Below are 23,346 nucleotides of genomic sequence, written 5' to 3'. Positions count from 1 at the left end.
CGGCGCCGGCGTCGACCCGAAGTGCTCTTATCAATAGTGTTCACGTGTCCACCAACAAAAATAATGGACACGTATCCTCTTACGCAGGACCTCAGGATTCAATGTGCGTTCAGCGGACGCTTACGGTATTCGGGGCAATCACGCCCCGAATACCCGAGATCTTTATGTTATTTATTAGTGTAGAAACTGTATCCCCATCAATGCGCGGCGTGTGGTTCTTCTGTCTAAAGCTTTAGGCGAAGTTTACTTGCACGCAAGGTAACTCAGTTTGATCAAAGGTTAGCTGAAATAATGTGACTGCTTTAAATTAGAACTAGCTAGGATGTTGCGAAGTTTCAACTCGGTTCCGCCCATTATTTTTTGCTAGATAAAGCATTTTGTCGGCGAGCTTTATTAATTCCGCAATATCGCTATCCGCGGATGACCCCATAGCTACCCCTAGCGAAATTGTTATATGGCCCACATGCTCAAACACGTGTCGTTCCACGGTCTTTCGCAAGCGCTCTGCCATCTCAGATACGGCATCAAGTTCTGCATCCGGAACCAGTATCAAAAACTCCTCGCCACCCATTCGACAAACTAGGTCTTCGCGACGCGAACAAGACTTCATCAGTAGCGCTAAACGTTTTAAAACAACATCCCCTACGTCATGCCCGTAAGTATCGTTAACGCGCTTAAAATGATCAATATCCACGGCAATAACTGCAACTGAGGTTTTGTCATTCTTCCATCTTTTTACTGCGGTGTCGTAGGCTCGTCGATTGGACAATCCAGTTAAGGAATCCGTTTCCGCTGCTGTATTGGCTTTACTAAGCTTCCCATACATCAACATGACACCGGTGTGTAGCGCTTTTTTTAAATGCGCGGTCTCGAAGTACCAAGCTCTAATATTTTCTATATCGCGCGCCGTTTCCGGACGATCAATTGCAGCCGCACTCTCCGCTAGACGGCGAAGAGGCTTAGAAATAAGCCGTGCTGACCAAATAATTATCAAGACGATAAAAATGGTCATAGGCAAGGCATCGAGCAAGACTTGAGTAATAAGCTCATTTAAAGGTGCCAGCGTAATCGCTTGAGGACGTTGCGACACAATTCCCCATCCGGTTCCAGGGACGGGCGCGTACCCTGCAAGCATTCGCACATGTTGGCTATTAGTCAACTCAGTTGCTCCAGAGCTTCCAGTCACCACATTATTAATGGCTGGATTATTTTCAACAACGTCTCCTACTCTTTCAGCATCAGGGTGGGATATCAATCGCTTAGAAGAATCTACAACATAAACATAGGACCCGTCTTTGTGGAAATGCTTCCCCAGCATATGACTTAAGATGCTGGCTTCTTGCAGGTAAATCGTGCCACTAATATATTCGCGATATACATGTGAATTGTCGAATATTGGATGCGACACAGTAATTAATAATCGGCCTGTTTGAGAGACAAAGGGAGGGCTTATAAGAGGCGCACGCACTTGACGAGCCAAGATGGAACCTTCAGAACTGAGCGTCTGTCCTAATAAACCCAGGTTTGGATCCGTTGCTAACACCAAGCCGGTTTCGTCCGCGATAACAACCGAGTTAAAAGTATCTGTTTGTTGCTGAACGCGTCTTGCCTCTGCTTCTACGAAATTAGGGTCCTGCAGCCGGGTCGACAACATTGTTGCCGAATACTGCAACTGCCGCTGGGCTGAACTCAATAGTTCTTCCACGCTGGCAGCAATCTTTGTGGCGTAGGCATGATTGACTTCAAGCGTCCCCTCAATCAGAGACGCCTTTTGAACACGGAAGCTAGCAAATAAAGCGTTGGTTAATGTGAGTAGTAGGCTGGTAAGAGCCAGAAGTAGGATTAATCGCCTGAGATCGATTTTCATAAGTGACGCATTCGCTGAGCAGGAACGGTTAGGCTTTTGATTGTTGAACTGGTTTGTAACATGTCGTGAATCGAACCGGAAATCGCGGAGGCTGTTTGGTTAAAGTAAAACAGGTTCCGCAGCGGATGCTGCGGTGTCTGTCAAGGTAGTTGGAACATGCGTCATGCTGCCTCTAACTCACTGTGAACATGGACAACCGTCGTTTCTTTTTCAGGATTAAGCCAGACGCTACCTACGGGCTGCCAGTTTCGCGTATTGCCCGACCAGCGAGCAGGATGCTGAGCGCGAGCGACCTGATAGAGTGCATGGCGCCTGGCAAGAATGGCGTGATCTTGGCCAGCGTGTCGCTGAGCGGGCGTGACGTAACGGATTTCGCTATGGCGATGCTGCTCGTTGTACCAATGCACGAATTGCCCCACCCATTTGCGGGTGTCGGTCAGGTCGGTAAAGCCGGTGACAGGGAATGCGGGGTGGTATTTACAGGTACGGAACAGGGATTCAGAGTAAGCGTTATCGTTGGAGACGCGGGCACGACTGTGCGATGGCGTGACGCCCAGCTCTTCCAGCTTGGCATGGATGGTCGAACTCTTCATCGCCGAGCCGTTATCGCCGTGCAGGACCAGCGGTCGGTGACCGCATTGCTCACGTTCAGGCCGATCCCCAGTTCACCACAGACACGACGCAGGCGTGCACCGGCCGCTCTGGCTTCGTTGACCCACTCCACAATTCGACGGCGATCTGTGGCATTGGTCATTTTTCCTCGTCCCCCCAGATCGCCTGGACTTTTTTTCGTAGCGCCAGCAAGGCTGCTGTTTCAGCCAAGGCAGCGTCTTTGCGGCGCAGCTCTCGCTCTAGCTCCCGAATCCGTTTGCGTTCGGCCTTGGTCGTTTCCGATTGCCGTGCAGCCACTTGGTCTGACCGGTCATTGGCCTGTTCACAACTGGCGCGCCAGCGTCGAATCTGCTCAGGATATAAACCACGGCGGCGGCAGTATTCGGCTAACTCCTCTTCAGTCAGAGCAGCGGTTTCCAGCACCGCATTGAACTTCTGCTGGGAGCTCCAGCCTTCGGTCGTGGAAGACGCATTGGGCAGCAAACGACCTGTATTACGGGCTTGCTTACGCCAGTTGTATATCGTGGCCGCCGAAATGCCTTCTTCGGCAGCGAGATCATTGACCGTTCGGTTGTATGGCGCTTCCAGTTTGGCCAGGATGGCTTCACGGCGCTCAGGGGAATACTTCATGGGAGTGTGCTCTCTGCCCCAGGTTGGAGATTCAAACTCTAACATCTGTAGAGGTTCCAACTATTCTGACAGCGGGGGGCTTGCCTGTATCTCGCACGCGGAGGTACAGATTGTCTCCATCGTTGAGCATGTATTCTTTTGGTCCAGGCTTGGCCGCTCTGATCTGAGTCTCGCTCAGCAAACCCATGACTTGTACCCCCAGAGGTTGTTTTTCACGAAACCATTGTGGGGTACAAACGGGGGTACAGACAAACGTGGGATACAGCGGAACGCAGTGATACGTCCTAGGTGTTATTCTCCACCTAAGAGTTTGATTTATTAGCGTTTTGGGATGTTTTGAACCGTGCTGGAACAGCGCGATGGTGGCCTGGGGCGGAATCGAACCACCGACACGCGGATTTTCAATCCGCTGCTCTACCAACTGAGCTACCAGGCCAACGAAGAAACAGAACTATACACCAAATTTTTTTCTTGTGCAGGGAAACCGCAAAATTCTTTAAAAATGCACACTGCAAGGTTAAATCGCGGCAAATAGCACTTAACCTTGCGTCAGCGCAAGTCCGGCCGCGCTAAAATTTGACTTAGCGATTATAATTCATGACGTTACAAGCTTTTGAGCGCGCTGATTGAATGTCTGTTGACGTCCTTACGTTTGGTTTGAACCACGTTTCTGCCCCGGTTGCGGTGCGGGAGCGCGTGTCGTTTCCGCTGGATGTCGTCAAGCCCGCGCTCGATGGGCTGCGCAATACGTTTGGGCGCTCGGTTCGTGAAGCGGCCATTCTTTCTACCTGTAATCGCACAGAAATCTACTGCGCGGCCGATCCGGCTGTGTCGCAGCATATTCCCGAATGGTTGGCAGATTTCAACCGGTTGGAACGCGGCTCTTTGCAGCCTCATCTCTATCAGTATCAAAGTAATGGGGCGGTGCGTCATGCGTTCCGCGTCGCCAGCGGGCTGGATTCCATGGTGCTGGGCGAGCCGCAAATTCTCGGCCAGATGAAAGACGCTGTGCGCGCGGCTGAAGAAGCAGGGTCCCTGGGTACGTTGCTGCATCAGCTGTTCCAGCGCACATTCTCCGTCGCGAAGGAAGTCCGTAGTACCACGGCGATTGGCGCGCACTCGGTGTCTATGGCTGCGGCAGCGGTTAAGCTGGCGGAACGCGTTTTTGGCGATTTGTCCGAATGTAATACGCTGTTTATCGGCGCCGGCGAGATGATCGAGCTCTGTGCGACACACTTCGCTGCGGTGCAACCCCGCCAGATGGTGGTGGCTAACCGTACCGCGGAGCGGGCCGAAAACCTCGCGAACCGTTTCAATGCGAAAACGATGAAGCTGGCCGATCTGCCCGATCGCATCGCCGATTTCGACGTCATTGTTTCCTGTACGGCCAGTTCCTTGCCTATTTTGGGCTTGGGTATGGTGGAACGCGCTACACGGTCTCGCCGTCATCGCCCCATGGTGATGGTCGATCTGGCCGTGCCGCGCGATATCGAACACGAAGTGGGCCGTTTGGCAGATATCTACCTCTACACCGTAGACGACCTCGGGCGCCTGGTGCAAAGCGGGGCGGATGCTCGCAAGGCGGCGGTGGTTCAGGCAGAAGCCATTATCGAGACTCGCGTCCAGAATTTCATGCACTGGCTTCAAAGCCGTGAAGCCGTGCCTACCATTATCGAGCTGCAACGCACAGCCAATCACATTCAGCAGCAAGAGCTTGAAAAAGCTCAACGGTTGTTGGCACGGGGCGAAGATCCCGCTCGCGTGATGGAACTGCTTGCGCACGGCCTGACTCAAAAATACCTACATGGCCCCATGGCCACGCTCAACCAGAGTGAGCCTGAAGAGCGCGCTCAGTTGTTGTCCCTGCTTCCCCGTCTGATGCCTTCGGCAGAAAAACGCCGTTAGCGCCGCTTTCCCCTTTTTCTATGAAAAACTCCATGCGCAGCCGACTCGAGCAGTTGGCGCATCGCCTGATCGAGATTGACGCTCTGCTGGCTGAACCTGAAATCGCCAGCGATATGGACCGTTTTCGCAAATTGTCGCGAGAGCGTTCTGAAATCGAGCCTGTTGTAGAGGCGTTCAACGCGTATCGGGCGGTTGAAGCCGATATGGAAGCGGCGCAGGAAATGTTGGCCGATCCCGACATGCGCGAGATGGCCGAGGAAGAGCTAGAAACCGGCAAGGCGCGTATCGAGCAGCTTGAAAGCGAGTTACAGATTTTGCTGCTGCCGCGCGACCCAGACGATGGTCGCAGTGTGTTTCTGGAAATCCGTGCGGGCACCGGGGGCGATGAAAGCGCGCTGTTTGTGGGCGACTTATTGCGCATGTACACACGTTACGCTGAAAACCGGGGTTGGAAGGTAGAGCTGATGTCTACCAGTGACTCCGAAGTGGGCGGGTATAAAGAAGTGATTGCCCGCTTGGATGGCGCCGGTGTGTATGGTGAGCTGAAGTTTGAATCTGGCGCTCACCGAGTGCAGCGCGTGCCGGAAACCGAAACGCAGGGGCGTATTCATACTTCCGCTTGTACGGTTGCCGTGCTGCCAGAAGCGGACGAGCTTTCCGATATTCAAATCAATCCTTCCGATCTGCGCATTGACACGTTTCGAGCCAGTGGCGCGGGCGGGCAGCACGTTAACAAAACCGACTCTGCCGTGCGTATCACTCACTTGCCTACCGGGCTGGTGGTGGAGTGTCAGGACGACCGCTCCCAGCACCGCAACCGTGACAAGGCCATGCAGGTGCTGGCGGCACGGTTGAAAGACCAGCAGTTGCAGGAAGCGCATGCCAAGGAGGCGGCGCAGCGCAAGAGCCTGGTGGGTTCGGGCGACCGCTCCGAACGCATCCGCACCTACAACTACCCGCAGGGTCGGGTAACAGATCACCGCATCAACCTTACGCTGTACAAGCTGGGCAACATCATGGAAGGTGACCTGGATGAGCTCATTGGCGCGTTGCGCGCCGAGCATCAGGCGGAGCAGCTTGCGGCGCTTGGCCACGAGTAAAGCATGGCCACTTTGCGCGATTTTTTGAGGGAAGGGCGGCTTTCCGCGCTCGAGGCGCGCATGCTGTGGCAGCATGTATTGCAAGTGCCGCGTTCCTGGCTGATCGCGCACGACACCGACACTCTTTCAGAAGACAGCGTACAAGCGTATCGCCAGTTGGAAGAGCGCCGGCTGGCGGGTGAGCCCATGGCGTATATCCTGGGGATGCGTGAATTTATGGGGCATGAATTCCTCGTGTCGCCGGCTGTGTTGATTCCGCGCCCCGAAACCGAACTTTTGGTCGAAAAAGCCGTCTTATGTTTGCAGGGTCGTTCCGATGTGGCGGTGCTGGATCTGGGCACGGGCTCAGGGGCGATTGCGATATCCTTGGCCCTGGCCCTTCCTCAGGCGCAGGTGGTGGCGACAGACATAAGCAACGAGGCGTTGCAGGTGGCGCGCGAAAACGCTAGCCGCCTTGGCGCCAACGTCGAATTTCATCAGGGAAGCTGGTATCAAGCCCTGCCGTCGGGCAAGGTTTTTGATCTGATTTTGTCGAATCCGCCTTATATTGCTGAAGGTGATCCTCATCTGGTTCAGGGTGACCTGTGCTTTGAGCCTGCCAATGCGTTGACTGACGGCGCCGATGGCCTTGCGGCCTATCGGGAAATCGTGGCGGGGGCGCCTGAACATTTGCAACCAGGTGGCAGCCTGTATGTTGAGCATGGTTGGGAACAAGCCGACCAAGTGTGCAACCTACTACGGCAAGCCGGTTTTCGTGATGTGGCCAGCCTGCCTGATTTAGCTGGCATACTACGCGTAAGCGGCGGTCATTTATAAACCTTTTCTAATTGGAAGTTTCATCCACCATGAGCGAAGTCCAAGATTTCATCCGTGAAACCGTCACCACGCACCCTGTCGTGCTGTTCATGAAGGGCACGGCCCAGTTTCCACAATGTGGTTTTTCCGGCAATGCCATTCAGGCTTTGCGTCAAGCCGGCGCAACCAAGCTCGTCACGGTAAACGTACTGGACGACGACGAAGTGCGCCAGGGTATTAAGGAGTTTGCGAACTGGCCCACCATCCCGCAGCTGTATATCAAGGGCGAGTTCATCGGCGGCTCCGACATCATTAGCGAAATGCTGGCATCCGGCGAGCTCCAGACCGCACTGGCAGAGGCTGGGGCCACTGAGTGAGCAGTAAGCAGCGTCTTGTTGTCGGCGTTACCGGCGCCACGGGTGCCATTTACGCGCAACGTCTGCTGCAGGTGTTGCGTGAGCTTGGCGGGGTGGAAACCCACCTCGTCATTTCGCCTCCCGGCGTGCTAACCATCAAACATGAACTTGGCATGTCGCGCCGTGAGTTCCACGAACTGGCGGACGAAGTCCATAGTTTCAGGGATATCGGCGCATCACTGGCGAGCGGCAGTTTCGCGACTGCCGGCATGGTGGTGGCGCCGTGTTCGGTGCGTACCTTGGCGGCGATTGCTAATGGCTTTTCCGACAACCTCATTACTCGTGCAGCCGATGTCACGCTTAAAGAGCGGCGGCGTCTGGTTTTGATGCTGCGCGAAACACCCTTTAATCTGGCGCATTTGCGCAATATGACGGCGGTTACGGAAATGGGTGGAGTAATTTTTCCGCCTTTGCCTGCTTTTTACCTGCACCCAAAAAATATCCAGGAAATGGTGGATCACACCGTTGCCCGGGTGTTGGATATGTTTGGTATCGTTATCCCAACGCCTCGTTGGGAAGGTATGGAAGCCGACGCCGGTGAAGGGCGCCTTTGAAAGCGGCAAGACCACGCCTGTGAATAACAAGGCCTCGCTTAAGAGCTGCTTTCAGCACGTGTAAAAAATGCCGCAGAAGCGTTGCTCTCTGCGGCATTTAAGTTTTGGGGGCTTTAAGTGGCTCGCGGTACCACCTGTGGCCGCCTGGCTTCCTGGAATTGGCTGATCGACACCGGGTTATCGTCCTGCGCAGCGACTTCATCGCGGCCGTCGTCTTCTTCTGAGTCGTGGTCAAATACGGGGGCGTTGAAGTCTTCGGTGTCGAAGGCGATATCGCCATCTTTATTGGGCCGCCCATCAACGTGTAAATCGTTGAAGTTGAACAGCTCGCGATCCATCAAGTGGCTAGGCACTACGCGGGTCAGGGCGCCAAACACGTTCCAAGAACGGCCTGGATAGCGCTTGTCCCATTCAGCAATCATGCGTGTAACTTCCTTGCGTTTCAGGTTTTCCTGAGAGCCGCACAAATTACAGGGAATAATTGGGAATTGCTTAAGTTCAGCGTAGGCAATCAAGTCTTTTTCCTGCACATACGCCAAGGGGCGGATCACAATATTCTTGCCGTCGTCTGATTGCAATTTCGGCGGCATCGCCTTCATCCGCCCGCCGTAAAACAGGTTGAGAAAGAAGGTGCCTAGAATGTCATCGCGATGGTGGCCCAGCGCGATTTTTGTTGCGCCCAACTCATTAGCGACGCGATACAAAATGCCGCGCCGTAAACGCGAGCACAGCGAGCACATGGTTTTGCCTTCTTCCAGCACCCGCGTGACGATCGAATAGGTATCCTGGGTTTCGATGTGATACGGCACGCCCAGAGATTCCAGATACTGCGGCAGTATGTGGTCGGGGAAGCCGGGCTGTTTCTGGTCGAGGTTGACAGCCACCACATCGAACTGGATGGGGGCGCGCTTGCGCAGTGTTAAGAGAATGTCCAGCAAGGCGTATGAGTCTTTGCCGCCCGAAAGGCAGACCATGACCTTGTCGCCGTCTTCAATCATGTTGAAGTCACTGATGGCGCGCCCGGTCTCGCGTATCAGCCGCTTACTCAATTTATTTGCTTCCAGGCGCTCACGCTTGAGGCGGCGGGCTTCCTCGGCGTTGGCGGGTGTTTGGTCCGGAGGGGGAAGAGTATCTGCTTGCATGGTGTCGTTGCGGGTAGGTTTGCTTAGCGGCTGCGCTGCACTTCAATGCCGACAGCGGCGCAATCGGAGAAGGCCAGCGGTTTGCTGACCCTTATGCGCATTTTTTTGACTTCAGAAAACTCGTCAAAAATGCGGTCCACAATTTGTTCAGTTAGTGTTTCCAGCAAATGCACATGTTGGCGTGTGCATTCGTCCACGATCGCATTACGTAGATGGCGATAGTCCAGCACGGTATCAATATCGTTGTCATGGACTGCCCTAGACACTTCGACATCGAATTCGGCATCGATGTGTAAAGGTTGCGTGGCGCGTAATTCATGTTCCAGGATGCCGATGCGGGCGTCGAGTGCGAGTTGTTCAAAGATAATGCGTCGAGTGAGCATGAGGTTCTCGAAAATCGGCCGGCCCGGCAGCGGGCTCAAGCCGTTGATTTTATTGAAAGGCGCGAGTGTGCGGCAATCGCGCAGCGTTAGGGGGTCTGCATCATGCTGAAGTCGCGTTCCATCCCCACAAGGTGCTGGCCGCCATCGACAATGAGATCCACACCCGTAATGCTGGGGTTGTTCAACAAAAACAATACGCTGTGAGCGATATCCTCAGGCGTGCTGGATTGTTCTAGCGGCGCCATGCGGTGGGTTTGTTCAAAGGCTTCCGCCGTTTGCAAGTGGCTGGGAAGGGTTAGCCCCGGAGACACGCCTACCACCCGGACTTTCGGGGCCAGCGCCTGTGCCAGCAGTGTCGTTGCAGTTTTAAGTGCGGATTTGCTCAGCGTATAAGACAGGAAATCCGGGTTAGGGTTGCTGAGTTTCTGATCGAGCAGGTTAACCACCACGCCTTTAGCGTTCGGGCGCTCGCAAACGTGCTTATGCAGCGCTTGCGCCAGCACAATGGGAGCCGCCAAGTTGGGCATCATATGCGCTTGTAGTTGGCTGCTTTGAAAGGTGGCGGCGTCGTCGTAATCGAACACAGCGGCATTGTTGATAACGGCGTCCACGCGGCCCAGCATGGCGACGGCCTGCACGAATAGCTGCCGGGTTTCCTGTTCATCCGTGAGGTCTGCCTGAATGGCGCAGTGTTGGCCGCCCTGCATTTGCAAGCTGCGCAGGGCGCTCTTCGCTTCCGCCAAGGAGTTGCGGTAGTGCAGGGCGATATTCCAGCCGTTCTCTGCCAGAAGATGGGCGATATGGCTGCCGATGCGTTTGGCGCCGCCCGTAACCAGAGCGACGCGGCGAGTGGTGGGACTACTCATGGCGGGCGGCCTTTTTGCTGCCTGGCTTTTTGCGCTGCAACTCGCATTCGGTTGGCTCGGGGGCGGCCAGTACCAGATTAAAGCAGCGGAGCTCGTCACGACGAAACACGTGTATCGCTACGGTATCGCCGGGCTGCCAGCGTTCCAACAGGGTTTTCAGCGATTTTTCATCCTGTACTCGCAAACCTGCGACTGCTACCAAAACATCATTGGCAGATAACCCCGCTTGGTGTGCCGCACCACCCTCATGGACGGTTGCGATGCTGCATTGCCCGTTGGCAGTGCGTAAACGCATACCCAGGCCGAGGTCGTTTTTGGCTGGTTTCCAGCTCATGACAATGCCTTGGGGGGCTAGTAGATCTGACAGGGGTACGTCCTCGCGGCCATAGGCATAGCGAGCCAGAAAATCATCGGCGTCAAACCCGGTGGCTTCCTTGATGAGCGCCGGCATGGCGGTTTCTTCCACGCCGATGGCGCGCCCGCGATAGAAGTCGCGGCCGTAGCGTTCCCACATCAATCGCATCACATCGTCCAGTGAACGCGACTCCTTGGTGGCTTGGCGAATGGCCAAATCCAGCCCGGCGGCCACTAATGAGCCCTTTGTGTAATAGCTGACCAACGCATTGGGAGAGTTTTCATCCTGTTTGTAAAAGCGGGTCCAGGTATCGAATGAGCTTTCAGCCACGCTTTGTTTGAGGCGGCCCGCACCCCGCTGCACCAGCGTGATAGAGCGTGCCAGCCGGCGCAGGTAAGCGGTTTCGTCCATCACGCCTGAGCGTAAAAGGAAGAGGTCGTCGTAATAGGAGGTAAACCCTTCAAACACCCACAGCAGCTCGGTGTGGTTTTCTCTGCCAAGCGCGTAAGGCGCGAATGCTGCGGGCTTGATGCGTTTCACATTCCAGGTGTGAAAGTATTCGTGGCTGACCAGTCCAAGGAAGTTCTCATAGCCTTCGCCTGCATCGGCACGCCCTTTGGCGGGAAGGTCGCTGCGGCTGCACATCAGAGCAGTGGATGAGCGGTGCTCAAGGCCGCCATAGCCGTCACCCGTCACCATGGTCATGAAAACGTAGCGGTCGCTGCTGTCGAGAAAAGGCGCCTTACGACTTTCAGGCTCGAAGAAGGCGATTTGCGCTTCGCAGATGCGGCGGGTGTCTTCGGCAATGCGTTTCAGGTCGAGGTTCGGCGCGACGCCGGTGAACACCATTTCGTGCTGTGCACCGCAGGCTTCAAAACTGATGATTTGCGGGGTGCCCATCTCTACGGGATGGTCGATCAGGGCGTCGTAATCCGGGGCGCAATACATGCCAAAGCCATGGCGGGACGCTGCCTGCGGGTGGCCGACGGCTTCGGGTAGCGATGTATGAACAGACCAGCCAGAAACGCCTGGTGGCGCTTGCAGCAGTAGGTGGCAAGGTTGGTCTTCCTGCCCTACCGGACATAAAAAGACGCTGGTGCCATTAAAGAAAGCGTGGGTTTCATCGACATGGGCGCTGCGTACAGAGAGATCCCAGGCGTACACCACATACTCAATGGTCAGCGGGCCTTTGCATGGTGCGCATCGCCATGATTGCTTGCCTGTCTTGCGAATTTTGACGGGGCGCTTATTGCTGGAGGCCTCAATCGTTTCAACTTGACGGGCGAAATCTCGAATAAGATAGCTGCCGGGAATCCATGCCGGAAGGGCGAGCTCTTGCCCTTGGGGGTCTGGGTTAGACAGCGTCAAGGAGACACGCAAACGGTGGCCGCCAAGGTCGTGCGGCACCAGCGTATAGAGTATGGATTCAGTTTTCATTCCTCAATATTAACTTCCAATAAGGAGACGGTATGACTACACCCATGGTGAAAACAGAAATTCAAGGCCGTGTGGCCCTGATAACCCTGAATAGGCCCAAGGCGCTGAACGCCCTGAGCAACGAGCTGATCGACGAGTTAGCGGAAATGCTGAGAAAGTTCGACGCGGATGACGACATTGGCGCCATGGTGCTCACTGGTTCCGAAAAAGCCTTTGCGGCCGGGGCCGATATTGCCGCCATGCAGGGGTGGTCATACATGGATGTCTATAAGCAGGATTACCTGGGCGGTAACTGGGAATCTCTGAAACGCATTCGTAAGCCCATCATTGCAGCGGTGTCCGGCTATGCTTTGGGGGGCGGCTGCGAACTGGCCATGTTGTGCGACTTCATTATCGCAGCGGATAACGCCAAATTCGGTCAGCCGGAAGTCAAGCTGGGAGTCATTCCCGGTTTCGGCGGCACACAGCGGCTGCCGCGGGCAGTGGGCAAGGCGAAAGCGATGGATCTCGTGCTTACGGGTCGCATGATGGACGCGGAAGAGGCCGAGCGCTGCGGTTTGGTCGCCCGTGTTGTGCCTGTAGAGCGTCTGCTGGAGGAAGCCATGGAAGCGGCTGCGACGATCGCTTCGTATTCCCTTCCTTCCATCATTATGGCTAAAGAGTGTGTGAATGCTGCCGACGAAGGCACGCTGAATGAGACTCTGATGTACGAGCGTCGCAATTTCCATGCTCTGTTCGCAACGGAAGATCAAAAAGAAGGCATGGCGGCTTTCGTCGAGAAGCGCAAGCCGGACTTCAAACACCGGTAAAATTGCCCGCTAAGCGCCGCTGGTTTGCTGGCGGCGCTTGTTGTTGCATTTATGGATATGTCTCGCTTGCGACATATTCTGAAAAAAAGCTATACTCCTTGGGTTTGCCGAGAGCTAGGTGAATAAAGTCCACATTATGGAAGATCATCGTCCGATAGTCCTTACCGACGAAGAGCGGGCCAGAATTGGCCGGCGTGCGGATCAAGGCCTTAAACGGGCGTTGGTTGCGCAAGCTGGCATGGCTGTCTTTGCAATTGTGCTTGCGGGCCTTGTGGCGGGTGGTAATGCGGCTTTATCGGCGCTAGTAGGTGCTGCGTCGTATTTCATACCGAATGCGCTTTTCGCTCTCAGGTTGCTTACTGGCGCTTTTGGCTCTATGAAGGCGGGCCCCATGGCTTTTTTCTGGGGCGAGGCCTTCAAACTGGGCACGGCTACGCTCATTCTTGGGCTGGCTGCCTGGAACGGAGACGGTTGGCTGGTCTGGCCGGCCCTGCTTCTGGGTCTGCTGTGTGTATTGAAAGGGTATGTGCTGCTGCTGGCTTTTCGTAAGCTGCCGTAGCGTTGATTGGTTTCGGGGAATTCTCCGGTTTGTATTTACAGGATAAGGTTTCAGATGGCTGCCGCTGCTGATATTTCGCCCCAGTCTTACTACATCCAGCATCACCTGGTTCACCTGAACAATATTGGTGAGAAACAGTCGGCTGTTGCCAACTTTGCTGTCATCAACTACGACTCCCTTTTCTGGTCCATCTTAATGGGCGCCATCGTCCTGTTCGTTCTGTGGCGCGCAGCGTCGCGGGCGACATCAGGCGTGCCAGGCCGCTTTCAGATGGCGGTTGAGATGCTGGTCGACATGGTCGAGGACCAGGCCAAGAGCATCGTTCCTAACGAGACCAGCCGTAAGTTTGTCTCGCCGCTGGCGCTCACTGTATTCCTGTGGGTGGTTCTTATGAACACCCTTGACTTGGTTCCCGTCGACCTCATGCCCTGGATCCTCAAAGTGACGGGTCTGGGCGCCGAACACGGCGACCCTGTCTACTACCATCGTATTCTTCCCACTGCCGACCTCAATATCACCTTGGGCATGGCGCTTGGCGTACTGCTAGTGGTGTTGTACTACGGTATCAAAATCAAAAAGCCCGGTGGCTATATCAAGGGTCTGTTTACCGGTCCCTTCCATGCCAGCGGCATCGGCGCGGTGATTCTGGCTCCTGCCAACCTGCTCATGAATCTTATCGAGTATGCCGCAAGCACTGTTTCGCTCAGCATGCGGTTGTTCGGCAACATGTTTGCCGGCGAGCTCGTTTTCATGCTTATCGCCCTGTTGGGTGGTGCATGGTCTGGTTTTAATGGTGCAAGCCTTGGTCTTGGTTTAGGCCATATCATTGCAGGCTCGATGTGGGCGATCTTCCACATCCTTATTGTCCTGTTGCAAGGCTTCATTTTCATGATGCTGACCCTCGTTTACGTTGGCCAAGCTCACGAAAGCCATTAAGGCAGCCGGCCCAGGAGACTTTCCCCCCTCTGAAGGCCGGTAAGCAGGGTTGCCGCCTGCAAAGCAGTTTCTTTGACTATTTGAATCACACACGGTTATCTAACCAAGGAGTTATCATGACTGACGTCTCTTTCGTCGCTCTGGCAGCCGGTCTCATCATCGGTCTGGGTGCTTTCGGTTGCTGCATCGGCATCGCGCTGATGGGTGGCAAGTACCTCGAGGCATCCGCTCGTCAGCCTGAGCTGATGAACGCCCTGCAAACCAAGATGTTCGTTCTGGCAGGTCTGATCGACGCGGCTTACCTGATCGGCGTTGGTATCGCCATGCTGTTCGCCTTCGCCAACCCCTTTGTCGGGTAACGAGGCTCCCGCACGCTGATTAGCGGGAATAGCGGCCGAGGGCGCAGTTGTTGCGCCCCGGCATAAACGATTAGACGTCGGCGGAACCCCGCACGGCGCTAAGGGTATTAAAGGGAAACGACCGTGAATTTAAACGCGACTCTCTTTTTCCAGATGATCGTGTTTTTCGTCCTGGCGTGGGTCACGATGAAATTCATCTGGCCCCCTCTCACGAGGGCGATGGACGATCGTCGCCAGAAGATCGCTGATGGTCTGGCAGCTGCCGATAAGGGCAAAGCTGATCTGGCTCAGGCGCAGGCACGTATCAATTTGATCGAGGCGAACGCCAAGAACGACAACCATGCTCGTATGGTCGAGGCCGAGAAACAAGCGGCATCCATCATCGAACAAGCGCGCCGTGAGGCCGAGTCCGAAAAGGCGCGGATTCTCGCTCAGGCTCAGCAAGACGCAGCACAGGAAGTGCAACGCGCTCGCGATTCCTTGCGAGCCGATGTCGCTGTCTTGGCCATCAAAGGTGCGCAGCAGATTCTGCAGCGCGAGGTTGACGCCAAAGCACATGCCGAGCTGCTCGACCAGCTCAAGGCGCAACTGTAAATTCAGGATAGGCCATGGCTGAACTATCGACTATTGCCCGCCCCTATGCCGAAGCCTTGTTTGCTTCGGCTCGCAATGACCAGGCTGCACTGGAATCCTGGTCGTCATTGCTGTCCGAGCTCGCCCAACTGGTGAGCATCGATGACGTGCGCGAGGCTATGACTGACCCCCGGCTCAATGCGTCCAAGCGCATCGAGCTTCTTACCGGCCTGGTCAAGTCCCCGCTGTCCGATGCCGCCCGTAACTTCATTGCGCTGCTGGTCGACAATCAACGTATTTTGGTATTGCCCCAGATTGCCGAACAGTTTGAGCACTTGAAGAACCAGCTTGAGGGCACTGCGCTGGCGGAAATCCGTAGCGCCTTCCCTTTGAGCGACGAACAGGTCCAGCAACTGGTAGCAGGGCTGGAGAAAAAGTTTGGCCTCAAGCTCAAGCCGGCCGTCACCGTGGATCCCGAATTGATCGGCGGTGTGCGCGTGGTCGTGGGTGACCAGGTACTTGACACTTCGGTGCAGGCCCAATTGGCGCGCATGCGCGATACGCTGGCCGCCTGACGAAGCCAGATAACAGGATTCAGGAGTCTGAACATGCAACTTAACCCGTCCGAGATCAGCGAACTGCTGAAGGCGCGTATTGAAGGCCTCGGCGCTTCAACCGACGTTCGCACACAAGGCACGGTCGTTTCCGTGACCGACGGTATTTGCCGCATTCACGGTCTTTCCGACGTGATGCAGGGCGAAATGCTCGAATTTCCCAACAACGTTTTCGGCCTTGCCCTGAACCTTGAGCGCGACTCTGTCGGCGCTGTGGTTCTGGGTGACTACACCGGCGTTTCCGAAGGCGACCCAGTCAAGACGACGGGCCGCATTCTGGAAGTTCCCGTGGGTCCCGAACTCTGCGGTCGTGTGGTTGACGCGCTGGGCGCACCCATCGACGGCAAAGGCCCCATCAATGCCAAGCTGACTGACGTCATCGAGAAAGTCGCGCCCGGCGTGATTGCTCGTGAGTCGGTGTCGCAGCCGCTGCAAACCGGTACCAAGGCTATTGATGCCATGGTGCCTATCGGTCGTGGCCAGCGTGAGCTCATTATTGGTGACCGTCAGACTGGTAAGACCGCCGTTGCAGTCGACACCATCATTGCTCAGAAAGGGCAGGGTGTCACTTGCGTTTACGTCGCTATCGGTCAGAAAGCTTCCACCATCGCTAACGTGGTGCGTAAGCTCGAAGAGCACGGTGCGCTGGAATACACCATCATCGTTGCTGCTGCCGCTTCCGAGTCCGCAGCGATGCAATACATTGCAGCCTACTCCGGTTGCACCATGGGCGAGTACTTCCGCGACCGCGGTCAAGACGCCCTCATCGTTTACGATGACCTCACCAAGCAAGCTTGGGCCTACCGTCAGGTATCGCTGCTGCTGCGTCGTCCGCCCGGCCGTGAAGCCTACCCCGGTGACGTTTTCTACCTGCACTCCCGTCTGCTGGAGCGCGCTGCTCGTGTGAACGCCGATTATGTCGAGAAGTTCACCAACGGTGAAGTCAAAGGCCAGACCGGTTCTCTGACCGCCCTGCCCATTATCGAAACCCAGGCTGGCGACGTCTCCGCTTTCGTTCCGACCAACGTAATTTCCATTACCGACGGTCAGATCTTCCTGGAGTCCGACCTGTTCAACGCCGGTATCCGTCCCGCGATTAACGCTGGTGTTTCCGTGTCGCGTGTGGGTGGTGCAGCGCAAACCAAGGTGATCAAGAAGCTTTCGGGCGGTATTCGTACCGACTTGGCTCAGTATCGTGAATTGGCTGCTTTCGCTCAGTTCGCTTCCGACCTGGACGACGCAACCCGCCGCCAATTGGAGCGTGGTCGCCGCGTCGTTGAGCTGCTGAAACAAGCTCAGTACCAGCCGTTCGCGGTTTGGGAGCAGGCAGTATCGCTGTACGCAGTGAACAACGGCTATCTGGACGACCTGGAAGTCGAACAGATCCTGAGCTTCGAAAAGGCGCTCAAGGAACAGCTGAAGTCCAAGCACGAGGCGCTTGTTAATCGTATTCAGGACAAGAAAGAACTGTCCAAGGAAGACGAAGCTGAACTCGTAGCGGCAATCCAGGACTTCAAGAAGCACGGAGCTTTTTGATCCAGGCTGGCAATAGCAGGGAAGCCTTTGCGCTTCCCGTCTAACTGCCGGGCAGGTCCTCGACAACGAGTCTGCCATAACGCCTTCTCAGGAAACAGTAATGGCCGGAATCAAGGAAATTCGTAACAAGATCAAGAGCGTGCAAAACACGCGAAAGATCACCAAAGCCATGGAAATGGTGGCGGCGTCCAAGATGCGTAAAGCGCAAGAGCGCATGCGCGCGGGGCGTCCGTATGCGGACAAAGTTCGCAGCATCGCCGCCAATCTCATGCATGCGCACCCCGAATACAAGCACCCTTATATGGTCGAGCGCCCCGTCCGTAAGGCGGGTGTCGTGGTGGTATCGACTGATAAAGGTCTGTGCGGTGGTTTGAATACCAACATCATGCGGCTGGTCCTGGCCCGTTACAAGGAATTCCAGGAACAGAACATGGAAGTTCAGTTCACGGCACTGGGAAGCAAAGGCGCAGCAACGTTGAGCCGCATCGATGCGAACATCGTCTCACAAGAAGTGCAGCTCGGTGATCGCCCCAACCTGGAACGCTTGATTGGCGCGGTCAAGGTGCAACTCGACGATTTCGTCGATGGCAAGGTCGATGCCGTCTACTTGGCCTCTAATCGCTTCGTTAATACGATGCGTCAAGAGCCAGTATTCGTGCGTCTGTTGCCATTGCCCGGCGACCTCGTTGATCCCTTCCAAGCAGGTGTTGAAGAAGTCGAACAGGCCAACGGCGGCGCGAAGACGCAATACGGCTGGGATTACATCTACGAGCCTGATGCCAAGGCTGTGATCGACGACCTGCTCTTGCGCTACGTCGAAGGGCTGGTTTATCAAGCAGTGGCAGAAAACATGGCGTCTGAGCAGTCGGCACGTATGGTGGCAATGAAGGCCGCTTCCGACAACGCCAAGAAAGTGGTTGATGACTTGCAGTTGGTATACAACAAGACACGTCAAGCAGCCATTACCCAAGAAATTACGGAAATCGTGGGGGGCGCTGCCGCAGTCTAAAAACCTCGGCACCCCATCTAAGATATTTAGCAAGGACTAAACATGAGCAACGGTACCATCGTTCAGTGCATCGGCGCCGTGGTGGATATTCAGTTCCCCCGCGACAGCATTCCCAACATTTATGACGCTCTCAAACTGGCGGACGATTCCTCCAAGTTTGCAGAAGACGACCTCACATTTGAAGTTCAGCAGCAGCTGGGCGACGGCGTCGTGCGCACCATCGCCATGGGTTCTTCCGATGGCCTGCGTCGTGGCATGGCGGTTACCAATACTGGCGCACCCATCTCGGTGCCAGTTGGTACAGCAACGCTGGGTCGCATTATGGACGTCCTCGGTCGTCCGATCGACGAGCGCGGCCCCATCCAGGCCGAAGAAACTCGCGCCATTCACCAAGACGCTCCGAAGTTCGACGAACTGTCTCCTTCGGTTGAGCTGCTCGAAACCGGTATTAAAGTTATTGACCTGATCTGCCCCTTCGCGAAAGGCGGTAAGGTTGGTCTGTTCGGTGGCGCCGGTGTGGGCAAAACCGTCAACATGCTGGAACTCATCAACAACATCGCCAAGGCACACAGCGGTCTGTCCGTGTTCGCAGGCGTGGGTGAGCGTACTCGTGAAGGGAACGACTTCTACCACGAAATGTCCGACGCCGGCGTGATTCAGCTCGACAAACTCGAAGAGTCCAAAGTGGCCATGGTGTTCGGTCAGATGAACGAACCGCCCGGCAACCGTCTGCGTGTGGCGCTGTCCGGCCTGACCATGGCCGAGAAGTTCCGCGACGAAGGCCGCGATATTCTGTTCTTCGTGGACAATATCTATCGCTACACCCTGGCTGGTACTGAAGTATCTGCTCTGCTGGGCCGTATGCCTTCCGCCGTGGGTTACCAGCCCACGCTGGCTGAAGAAATGGGTAAGCTGCAGGAGCGGATTACTTCGACGAAAACCGGTTCTATTACATCCATTCAGGCCGTTTACGTCCCTGCGGATGACTTGACCGACCCGTCACCCGCCACGACCTTCCTTCACTTGGACTCCACCGTGGTTCTGTCGCGTGACATTGCATCGCTGGGTATTTACCCCGCCGTCGATCCGCTCGACTCCACCAGCCGTCAGCTCGACCCGCAAATCGTTGGCGAAGAGCACTATGCGATTGCTCGCGGTGTTCAGCAAACGCTGCAGCGCTATAAAGAGTTGCGTGACATTATCGCGATTCTGGGCATGGACGAACTCTCCGCTGAAGATAAGCAGGCTGTGGCGCGCGCTCGTAAGATCCAGCGTTTCCTGTCCCAGCCCTTCCACGTTGCGGAAGTGTTTACGGGTTCGCCTGGTAAGTACGTACCGCTGGCAGAAACTCTGCGTGGCTTCAAGATGATCGTTGATGGCGAGTGCGACGCACTGCCTGAGCAGGCGTTCTACATGGTCGGCTCGATTGACGAAGCATTCGAGAAAGCCAAGACCATGCAATAAGGATTAACTATGGCCTATTTGCAAGTTGATGTCGTCAGTGCGGAAGAGCAGCTTTTTGGCGGTGAAGCCAAGTTTGTTGCTCTGCCTGGCGAAGCCGGCGAGCTTGGTATTCTGCCAGGCCACACGCCGCTGATTTCGCGTATTCGTCCTGGCACGGTGAAAATCGTGGCGCCCGACGACACAGAAATTTCTATTTTTGTGGCTGGCGGCATCCTCGAAGTTCAGCCTGGCGGTGTAACGGTTCTGTCCGATACAGCAATTCGCGCTGAAGATCTCGACGAAGCCAAGGCGCTCGAAGCACGCAAGCGTGCCGAAGAGAACCTTGCCAAAGCGAAGGACAAAGCGGACATTGCAGTTGTTGAGGCGGAACTGGCCATGCTTGCCGCGCAAGCAGCGGCAGCACGCAAAGTTCGCAATGGTCGTCGCGGCCATTAAGTAATCAGCAGCAAGGCTCGGGTTCTTCCGAGCCTGAAAGCAAAAACACAAAACCCACCCCTTAAAAAGGGTGGGTTTTGTGTTTTCTAGCGGGTGCGCTCCGGCTCACTAGAAATTCACCTAAAACCGTTTTCTACATTGCTTAATGGTAAGCGTCCGCCGAACACATCTTGAATCGGCGCATCGATCATAAGAGGGTACGTGTCCATTATTTTTGTTGGTGGACACGTGAACACTATTGATAAGAGCACTTCGGGGCGACGCCGGCGCCGGACCTTCGATCCCGCCTTCAAGGCAGAGCTTGTGGCAGCCTGCCAACATCCCGGCGTCTCGGTGGCCGCCATCGCCCTGGAGCACGGCCTTAACGCTAACTTGCTGCGCCGCTGGGTGACTGAACACGAGCGCTACGGGCATCACGGTGGCGACGTCGCAGCAGCGACACCACCGGCGATCTCCCAATGTTGGCCAGCGTCGCCCGCTCGCTCGTTGCCGGCACCCTTCGTTCCTGTGAGCATGGCTGCGACTGCACCGAACGATGGGGCCATCAGTATCGATATGACGCGTGGCACCACGACAATGCGCGTCACGTGGCCGGTAAGCGCCGCAGCGGAATGTGCACAGCTGTTACGCGAGTGGTTGTGGTGATCCGCATTGACCAAGTCTGGATAGCCGTCGAACCCGTGGACATGCGCAGCGGCATGGACCGACTGCTGGCCAAGGTGATAGAGGTCTTCGGCGCTTCGCAGCCGCACCATGCTTACGTGTTCGTCAATCGCCGTGGCACCCGTCTGAAGGTGCTGGTGTGTGATGGCTTCGGTGTTTGGTTAGCTGTACGGCGGCTGCACCAAGGCAGTGTGCACTGGCCACGGCCCGGTGATACGCAGATGGAACTCAGCACCGAACAAGCACGCGCGCTGGTCATTGGCCTGCCATGGCAACGCCTGGGCGAGTACGAATCGATCGCTATCTTATGACCATGGATTTGCAATCGGGGGCTGTGCGAATGGTGCGCTGCACACGACCATGGCATCATGGCGGTTATGCCTCTGAAGACTGCACCCAACCTCGATCAGCTTGATGCCGACGCCCTGCGGGCGCTGGCAGCTGAGTTGATGGGCAAACTCGAGCAGCAGGCCCAGGATATTCACTTTAAGGACACGCACATCCGCAAGCTCACGCATGAGATTGCGGTGCTGCGTCGCTATCGCTTCGGCAAGCGAAGCGAGCAACTGGGTGGCGAACAGGGCCTGCTGTTGGAGGATGCGGTCGATGCCGACATCGCAGCCATTGAGCAAGAACTTATTAACCTGGGCGGCCCTGAGCCAGAGCAGAAGCCGGTCTCGCAGCCCAAGCGCCAGGCGCTGCCACCCGAGCTGCCCCGCATCCAGGTGCGCCACGAACCGCATACAACGACTTGCAGCTGCGGCTGCCAGATGCAGCGCATCGGCGAGGACATCACCGAGAAGCTGGATTACACCCCTGGAGTGTTCAGTGTTGAGCAACATATCCGCGGCAAGTGGGCTTGCCGCCAATGCGAGACCCTGACCCAGGCACCGATGCCTGCTCAGGTCATCGACAAGGGCATTGCCACATCCGGGCTGCTGGCTCATGCGCTGGTAGCGAAATATGCCGACCATTTACCGCTATACCGCCAAGAGCAGATCTACGCACGCGCTGGGGTGAAGATCCCGCGCTCCACGCTGGCAGAATGGGTGGGAGTGTGCGGGGTGCGCTTGCAGCCGCTGGTTGATGCGCTACGTGAAGCCATCCTGAACGAGCCGGTGGTACATGTGGATGAAACGCCCGTGCAGGTGCTGCAACCCGGTAGCAAGAAAACCCATCGTGCCTATCTCTGGGCCTATGCGCCCGGCGCCTTCCAGGATCTGAAAGCCGTCGTTTACGACTTTACCGAAGGGCGCTCAGGCGCTCACGCCCGCGCCTTCCTCGGTGAGTGGCGCGGCGAACTGATCTGCGACGATTACGGTGGCTACAAAGCCTGCTTCGAACAAGGCATTGCCGAGGTCGGCTGCATGGCGCACGCCCGACGCAAGTTCTATGAGTTGCATCAGTCAGGCAAGAGCCAGATCGCTGAACAGGCACTCCAATCCATCGGGCAACTCTACGAGATCGAGGCGCGTGGAGCGAGCCTAGCGCCTGACGAGCGGCAACGATTACGTGAACAACAAGCGCGGCCCATTGCTGAAGCATTGCATGCCTGGATGACGGCACACCGCTTGAAGGTGCCTGACGGCACCGGCATCGCCCGAGCGCTGGATTACAGCCTGAAGCGTTGGGCGGCGCTCACCCGTTACCTGGGAGATGGCCGATTACCCATCGACAACAATTGGATCGAAAACCAGATCCGGCCCATTGCTCTGGGCCGTAAGAACTGGTTGTTCGCCGGCTCCCAGCGGGCGGGCCGACGTGCGGCTGCCGCCATGAGCCTGATACAGTCCGCAAAGATGAACGGGCATGATCCGTATGCCTATCTGAAGGACTTGCTCACACGCCTGCCCACGTATCCGAACAACCGGATAGAGGAACTGCTGCCGCATCGGTGGCAGTCTGAAACGGCGTAGTTAACAGAGTCAATCCAAGGCTCAATACACTGACGGCCGCTAACGCGGCGGTTGGTCAATGTGTGTTCGGCAGACGCTTACAGTAGATCTACGGCTGTGTAGAAGTACTCTATGCAGAGGTGCATTAGATGCAGCGTATGTCGGTAGCATGTGAGGCGGGTGGATGTGGCATCTTAACTATGGGTGAATACGGGGTCGTACTGTGGCGCGCCCTCAGAAATAAGTGGCTTGGCGAGGAGGGAAAATCCAGGAAAATAACCCTTATCACCCAGCAAAACCCCTTATTTTCCGCACCAACTTGCACGCCCTAAAACTTTCATGCTATATTTCGTTTCCTCGCTGATCGAGACATCGGGTTAACCCTAGTCTTGGCGCTTCAGAGAATAGGTCTTACGGCATGAGTCGGCGCCT

23 protein-coding genes, 1 tRNA gene and 1 pseudogene are annotated in these 23,346 nt (G+C 55.9%); 18 read left to right on the top strand and 7 right to left on the bottom strand.

Going from position 1 to position 23,346, the window contains the following annotated elements:
• Window positions 1–313: 313 nt before the first annotated feature.
• The 3 genes and pseudogenes from VRY85_RS14625 to VRY85_RS14615 form a co-directional block, all read right to left on the bottom strand.
• Entirely contained in the window at window positions 314–1,867 is a 1,554-nt protein-coding gene (locus VRY85_RS14625) for a sensor domain-containing diguanylate cyclase (RefSeq protein ID WP_414599340.1), read from the bottom strand.
• A 161-nt stretch (window positions 1,868–2,028) separates the two neighbouring features.
• Window positions 2,029–3,109 (bottom strand): annotated as a pseudogene (locus VRY85_RS14620) (transposase).
• A 360-nt stretch (window positions 3,110–3,469) separates the two neighbouring features.
• A tRNA-Phe gene (locus VRY85_RS14615) sits at window positions 3,470–3,545 on the bottom strand.
• A gap of 194 nt (window positions 3,546–3,739) precedes the next feature.
• Between VRY85_RS14615 and hemA the strand changes: the two genes are divergently transcribed.
• Genes hemA through VRY85_RS14590 form a run of 5 tightly spaced genes read left to right on the top strand, consistent with a single transcriptional unit; the run spans window position 3,740 to window position 7,879 of the window.
• Window positions 3,740–5,014: a glutamyl-tRNA reductase gene (gene hemA / locus VRY85_RS14610; protein ID WP_414599339.1), complete on the top strand. Its 1,275-nt coding sequence runs from the start codon at window positions 3,740–3,742 to the stop codon at window positions 5,012–5,014.
• A gap of 20 nt (window positions 5,015–5,034) precedes the next feature.
• Entirely contained in the window at window positions 5,035–6,114 is a 1,080-nt protein-coding gene (gene prfA, locus VRY85_RS14605; RefSeq protein ID WP_414599338.1) for a peptide chain release factor 1, read from the top strand.
• A 3-nt stretch (window positions 6,115–6,117) separates the two neighbouring features.
• Window positions 6,118–6,930: a peptide chain release factor N(5)-glutamine methyltransferase gene (gene prmC / locus VRY85_RS14600; RefSeq protein WP_414599337.1), complete on the top strand. Its 813-nt coding sequence runs from the start codon at window positions 6,118–6,120 to the stop codon at window positions 6,928–6,930.
• Window positions 6,931–6,959: 29 nt separating this feature from the next.
• Entirely contained in the window at window positions 6,960–7,286 is a 327-nt protein-coding gene (gene grxD / locus VRY85_RS14595) for a Grx4 family monothiol glutaredoxin (RefSeq protein WP_414599336.1), read from the top strand.
• Window positions 7,283–7,879 carry a UbiX family flavin prenyltransferase gene (locus VRY85_RS14590; RefSeq protein WP_414599335.1) on the top strand — a complete coding sequence of 199 codons (597 nt, stop codon included), beginning with the start codon at window positions 7,283–7,285 and terminating at the stop codon, window positions 7,877–7,879. Before grxD ends, VRY85_RS14590 begins: the two co-directional genes overlap by 4 nt.
• Before the next feature lie 113 nt (window positions 7,880–7,992).
• On the opposite strand, the gene ttcA is transcribed toward VRY85_RS14590, so the two are convergent.
• The 4 genes from ttcA to VRY85_RS14570 all read right to left on the bottom strand — a co-directional run bounded on the left by ttcA (window position 7,993) and on the right by VRY85_RS14570 (window position 12,062).
• Window positions 7,993–9,021, bottom strand: a complete 1,029-nt coding sequence (gene ttcA, locus VRY85_RS14585; protein ID WP_414599334.1) for a tRNA 2-thiocytidine(32) synthetase TtcA — start codon at window positions 9,019–9,021, stop codon at window positions 7,993–7,995.
• Between the two features lie 23 nt (window positions 9,022–9,044).
• On the bottom strand, window positions 9,045–9,404 hold the full coding sequence (folB, locus tag VRY85_RS14580) for a dihydroneopterin aldolase (protein WP_414599333.1): 360 nt from the start codon (window positions 9,402–9,404) through the stop codon (window positions 9,045–9,047).
• An 86-nt stretch (window positions 9,405–9,490) separates the two neighbouring features.
• Entirely contained in the window at window positions 9,491–10,270 is a 780-nt protein-coding gene (locus VRY85_RS14575; RefSeq protein WP_414599332.1) for an SDR family oxidoreductase, read from the bottom strand.
• Window positions 10,263–12,062 (bottom strand): M61 family metallopeptidase, encoded by a 1,800-nt coding sequence (locus tag VRY85_RS14570; protein WP_414599331.1) that lies wholly within the window; start codon window positions 12,060–12,062, stop codon window positions 10,263–10,265. The genes VRY85_RS14575 and VRY85_RS14570 overlap by 8 nt, the downstream gene beginning before the upstream one ends.
• Window positions 12,063–12,094: 32 nt before the next feature.
• Between VRY85_RS14570 and VRY85_RS14565 the strand changes: the two genes are divergently transcribed.
• The 13 genes from VRY85_RS14565 to tnpC all read left to right on the top strand — a co-directional run bounded on the left by VRY85_RS14565 (window position 12,095) and on the right by tnpC (window position 22,935).
• Window positions 12,095–12,871 carry an enoyl-CoA hydratase gene (locus VRY85_RS14565; protein ID WP_414599330.1) on the top strand — a complete coding sequence of 259 codons (777 nt, stop codon included), beginning with the start codon at window positions 12,095–12,097 and terminating at the stop codon, window positions 12,869–12,871.
• Window positions 12,872–13,007: 136 nt separating this feature from the next.
• Entirely contained in the window at window positions 13,008–13,430 is a 423-nt protein-coding gene (locus VRY85_RS14560; RefSeq protein WP_414599329.1) for an ATP synthase subunit I, read from the top strand.
• Between the two features lie 54 nt (window positions 13,431–13,484).
• Window positions 13,485–14,366, top strand: a complete 882-nt coding sequence (gene atpB / locus VRY85_RS14555; protein WP_414599328.1) for a F0F1 ATP synthase subunit A — start codon at window positions 13,485–13,487, stop codon at window positions 14,364–14,366.
• Window positions 14,367–14,482: 116 nt separating this feature from the next.
• Complete coding sequence (atpE, locus tag VRY85_RS14550) at window positions 14,483–14,725, top strand: F0F1 ATP synthase subunit C (protein WP_414599327.1); 243 nt, start codon at window positions 14,483–14,485, stop codon at window positions 14,723–14,725.
• 123 nt (window positions 14,726–14,848) lie between these two features.
• Complete coding sequence (locus tag VRY85_RS14545) at window positions 14,849–15,319, top strand: F0F1 ATP synthase subunit B (protein ID WP_414599326.1); 471 nt, start codon at window positions 14,849–14,851, stop codon at window positions 15,317–15,319.
• A 14-nt stretch (window positions 15,320–15,333) separates the two neighbouring features.
• A complete protein-coding gene (locus VRY85_RS14540; protein WP_414599325.1) occupies window positions 15,334–15,873 on the top strand; it encodes a F0F1 ATP synthase subunit delta in 540 nt (179 codons plus the stop codon).
• Between the two features lie 33 nt (window positions 15,874–15,906).
• Window positions 15,907–17,448: a F0F1 ATP synthase subunit alpha gene (atpA, locus tag VRY85_RS14535; protein ID WP_414599324.1), complete on the top strand. Its 1,542-nt coding sequence runs from the start codon at window positions 15,907–15,909 to the stop codon at window positions 17,446–17,448.
• Window positions 17,449–17,548: 100 nt separating this feature from the next.
• Complete coding sequence (atpG, locus tag VRY85_RS14530; protein WP_414599323.1) at window positions 17,549–18,457, top strand: F0F1 ATP synthase subunit gamma; 909 nt, start codon at window positions 17,549–17,551, stop codon at window positions 18,455–18,457.
• Between the two features lie 42 nt (window positions 18,458–18,499).
• Complete coding sequence (gene atpD, locus VRY85_RS14525; protein ID WP_414599322.1) at window positions 18,500–19,921, top strand: F0F1 ATP synthase subunit beta; 1,422 nt, start codon at window positions 18,500–18,502, stop codon at window positions 19,919–19,921.
• 9 nt (window positions 19,922–19,930) lie between these two features.
• Complete coding sequence (locus VRY85_RS14520) at window positions 19,931–20,356, top strand: F0F1 ATP synthase subunit epsilon (RefSeq protein WP_414599321.1); 426 nt, start codon at window positions 19,931–19,933, stop codon at window positions 20,354–20,356.
• Between the two features lie 228 nt (window positions 20,357–20,584).
• Entirely contained in the window at window positions 20,585–21,001 is a 417-nt protein-coding gene (gene tnpA, locus VRY85_RS14515) for an IS66-like element accessory protein TnpA (RefSeq protein WP_414599320.1), read from the top strand.
• Complete coding sequence (tnpB, locus tag VRY85_RS14510) at window positions 20,968–21,330, top strand: IS66 family insertion sequence element accessory protein TnpB (protein ID WP_414599319.1); 363 nt, start codon at window positions 20,968–20,970, stop codon at window positions 21,328–21,330. The genes tnpA and tnpB overlap by 34 nt, the downstream gene beginning before the upstream one ends.
• 72 nt (window positions 21,331–21,402) lie before the next feature.
• A complete protein-coding gene (gene tnpC, locus VRY85_RS14505; RefSeq protein WP_414599341.1) occupies window positions 21,403–22,935 on the top strand; it encodes an IS66 family transposase in 1,533 nt (510 codons plus the stop codon).
• Window positions 22,936–23,346: the final 411 nt, after the last annotated feature.

The organism is Achromobacter sp. F4_2707 (genome assembly GCF_047501535.1).
Classification (GTDB): domain Bacteria; phylum Pseudomonadota; class Gammaproteobacteria; order Burkholderiales; family Burkholderiaceae_B; genus Yanghanlia.
The sequence above is the reverse complement of the archived record's forward strand: the minus strand, read 5'-3'. Positions and strand labels throughout refer to the sequence as shown.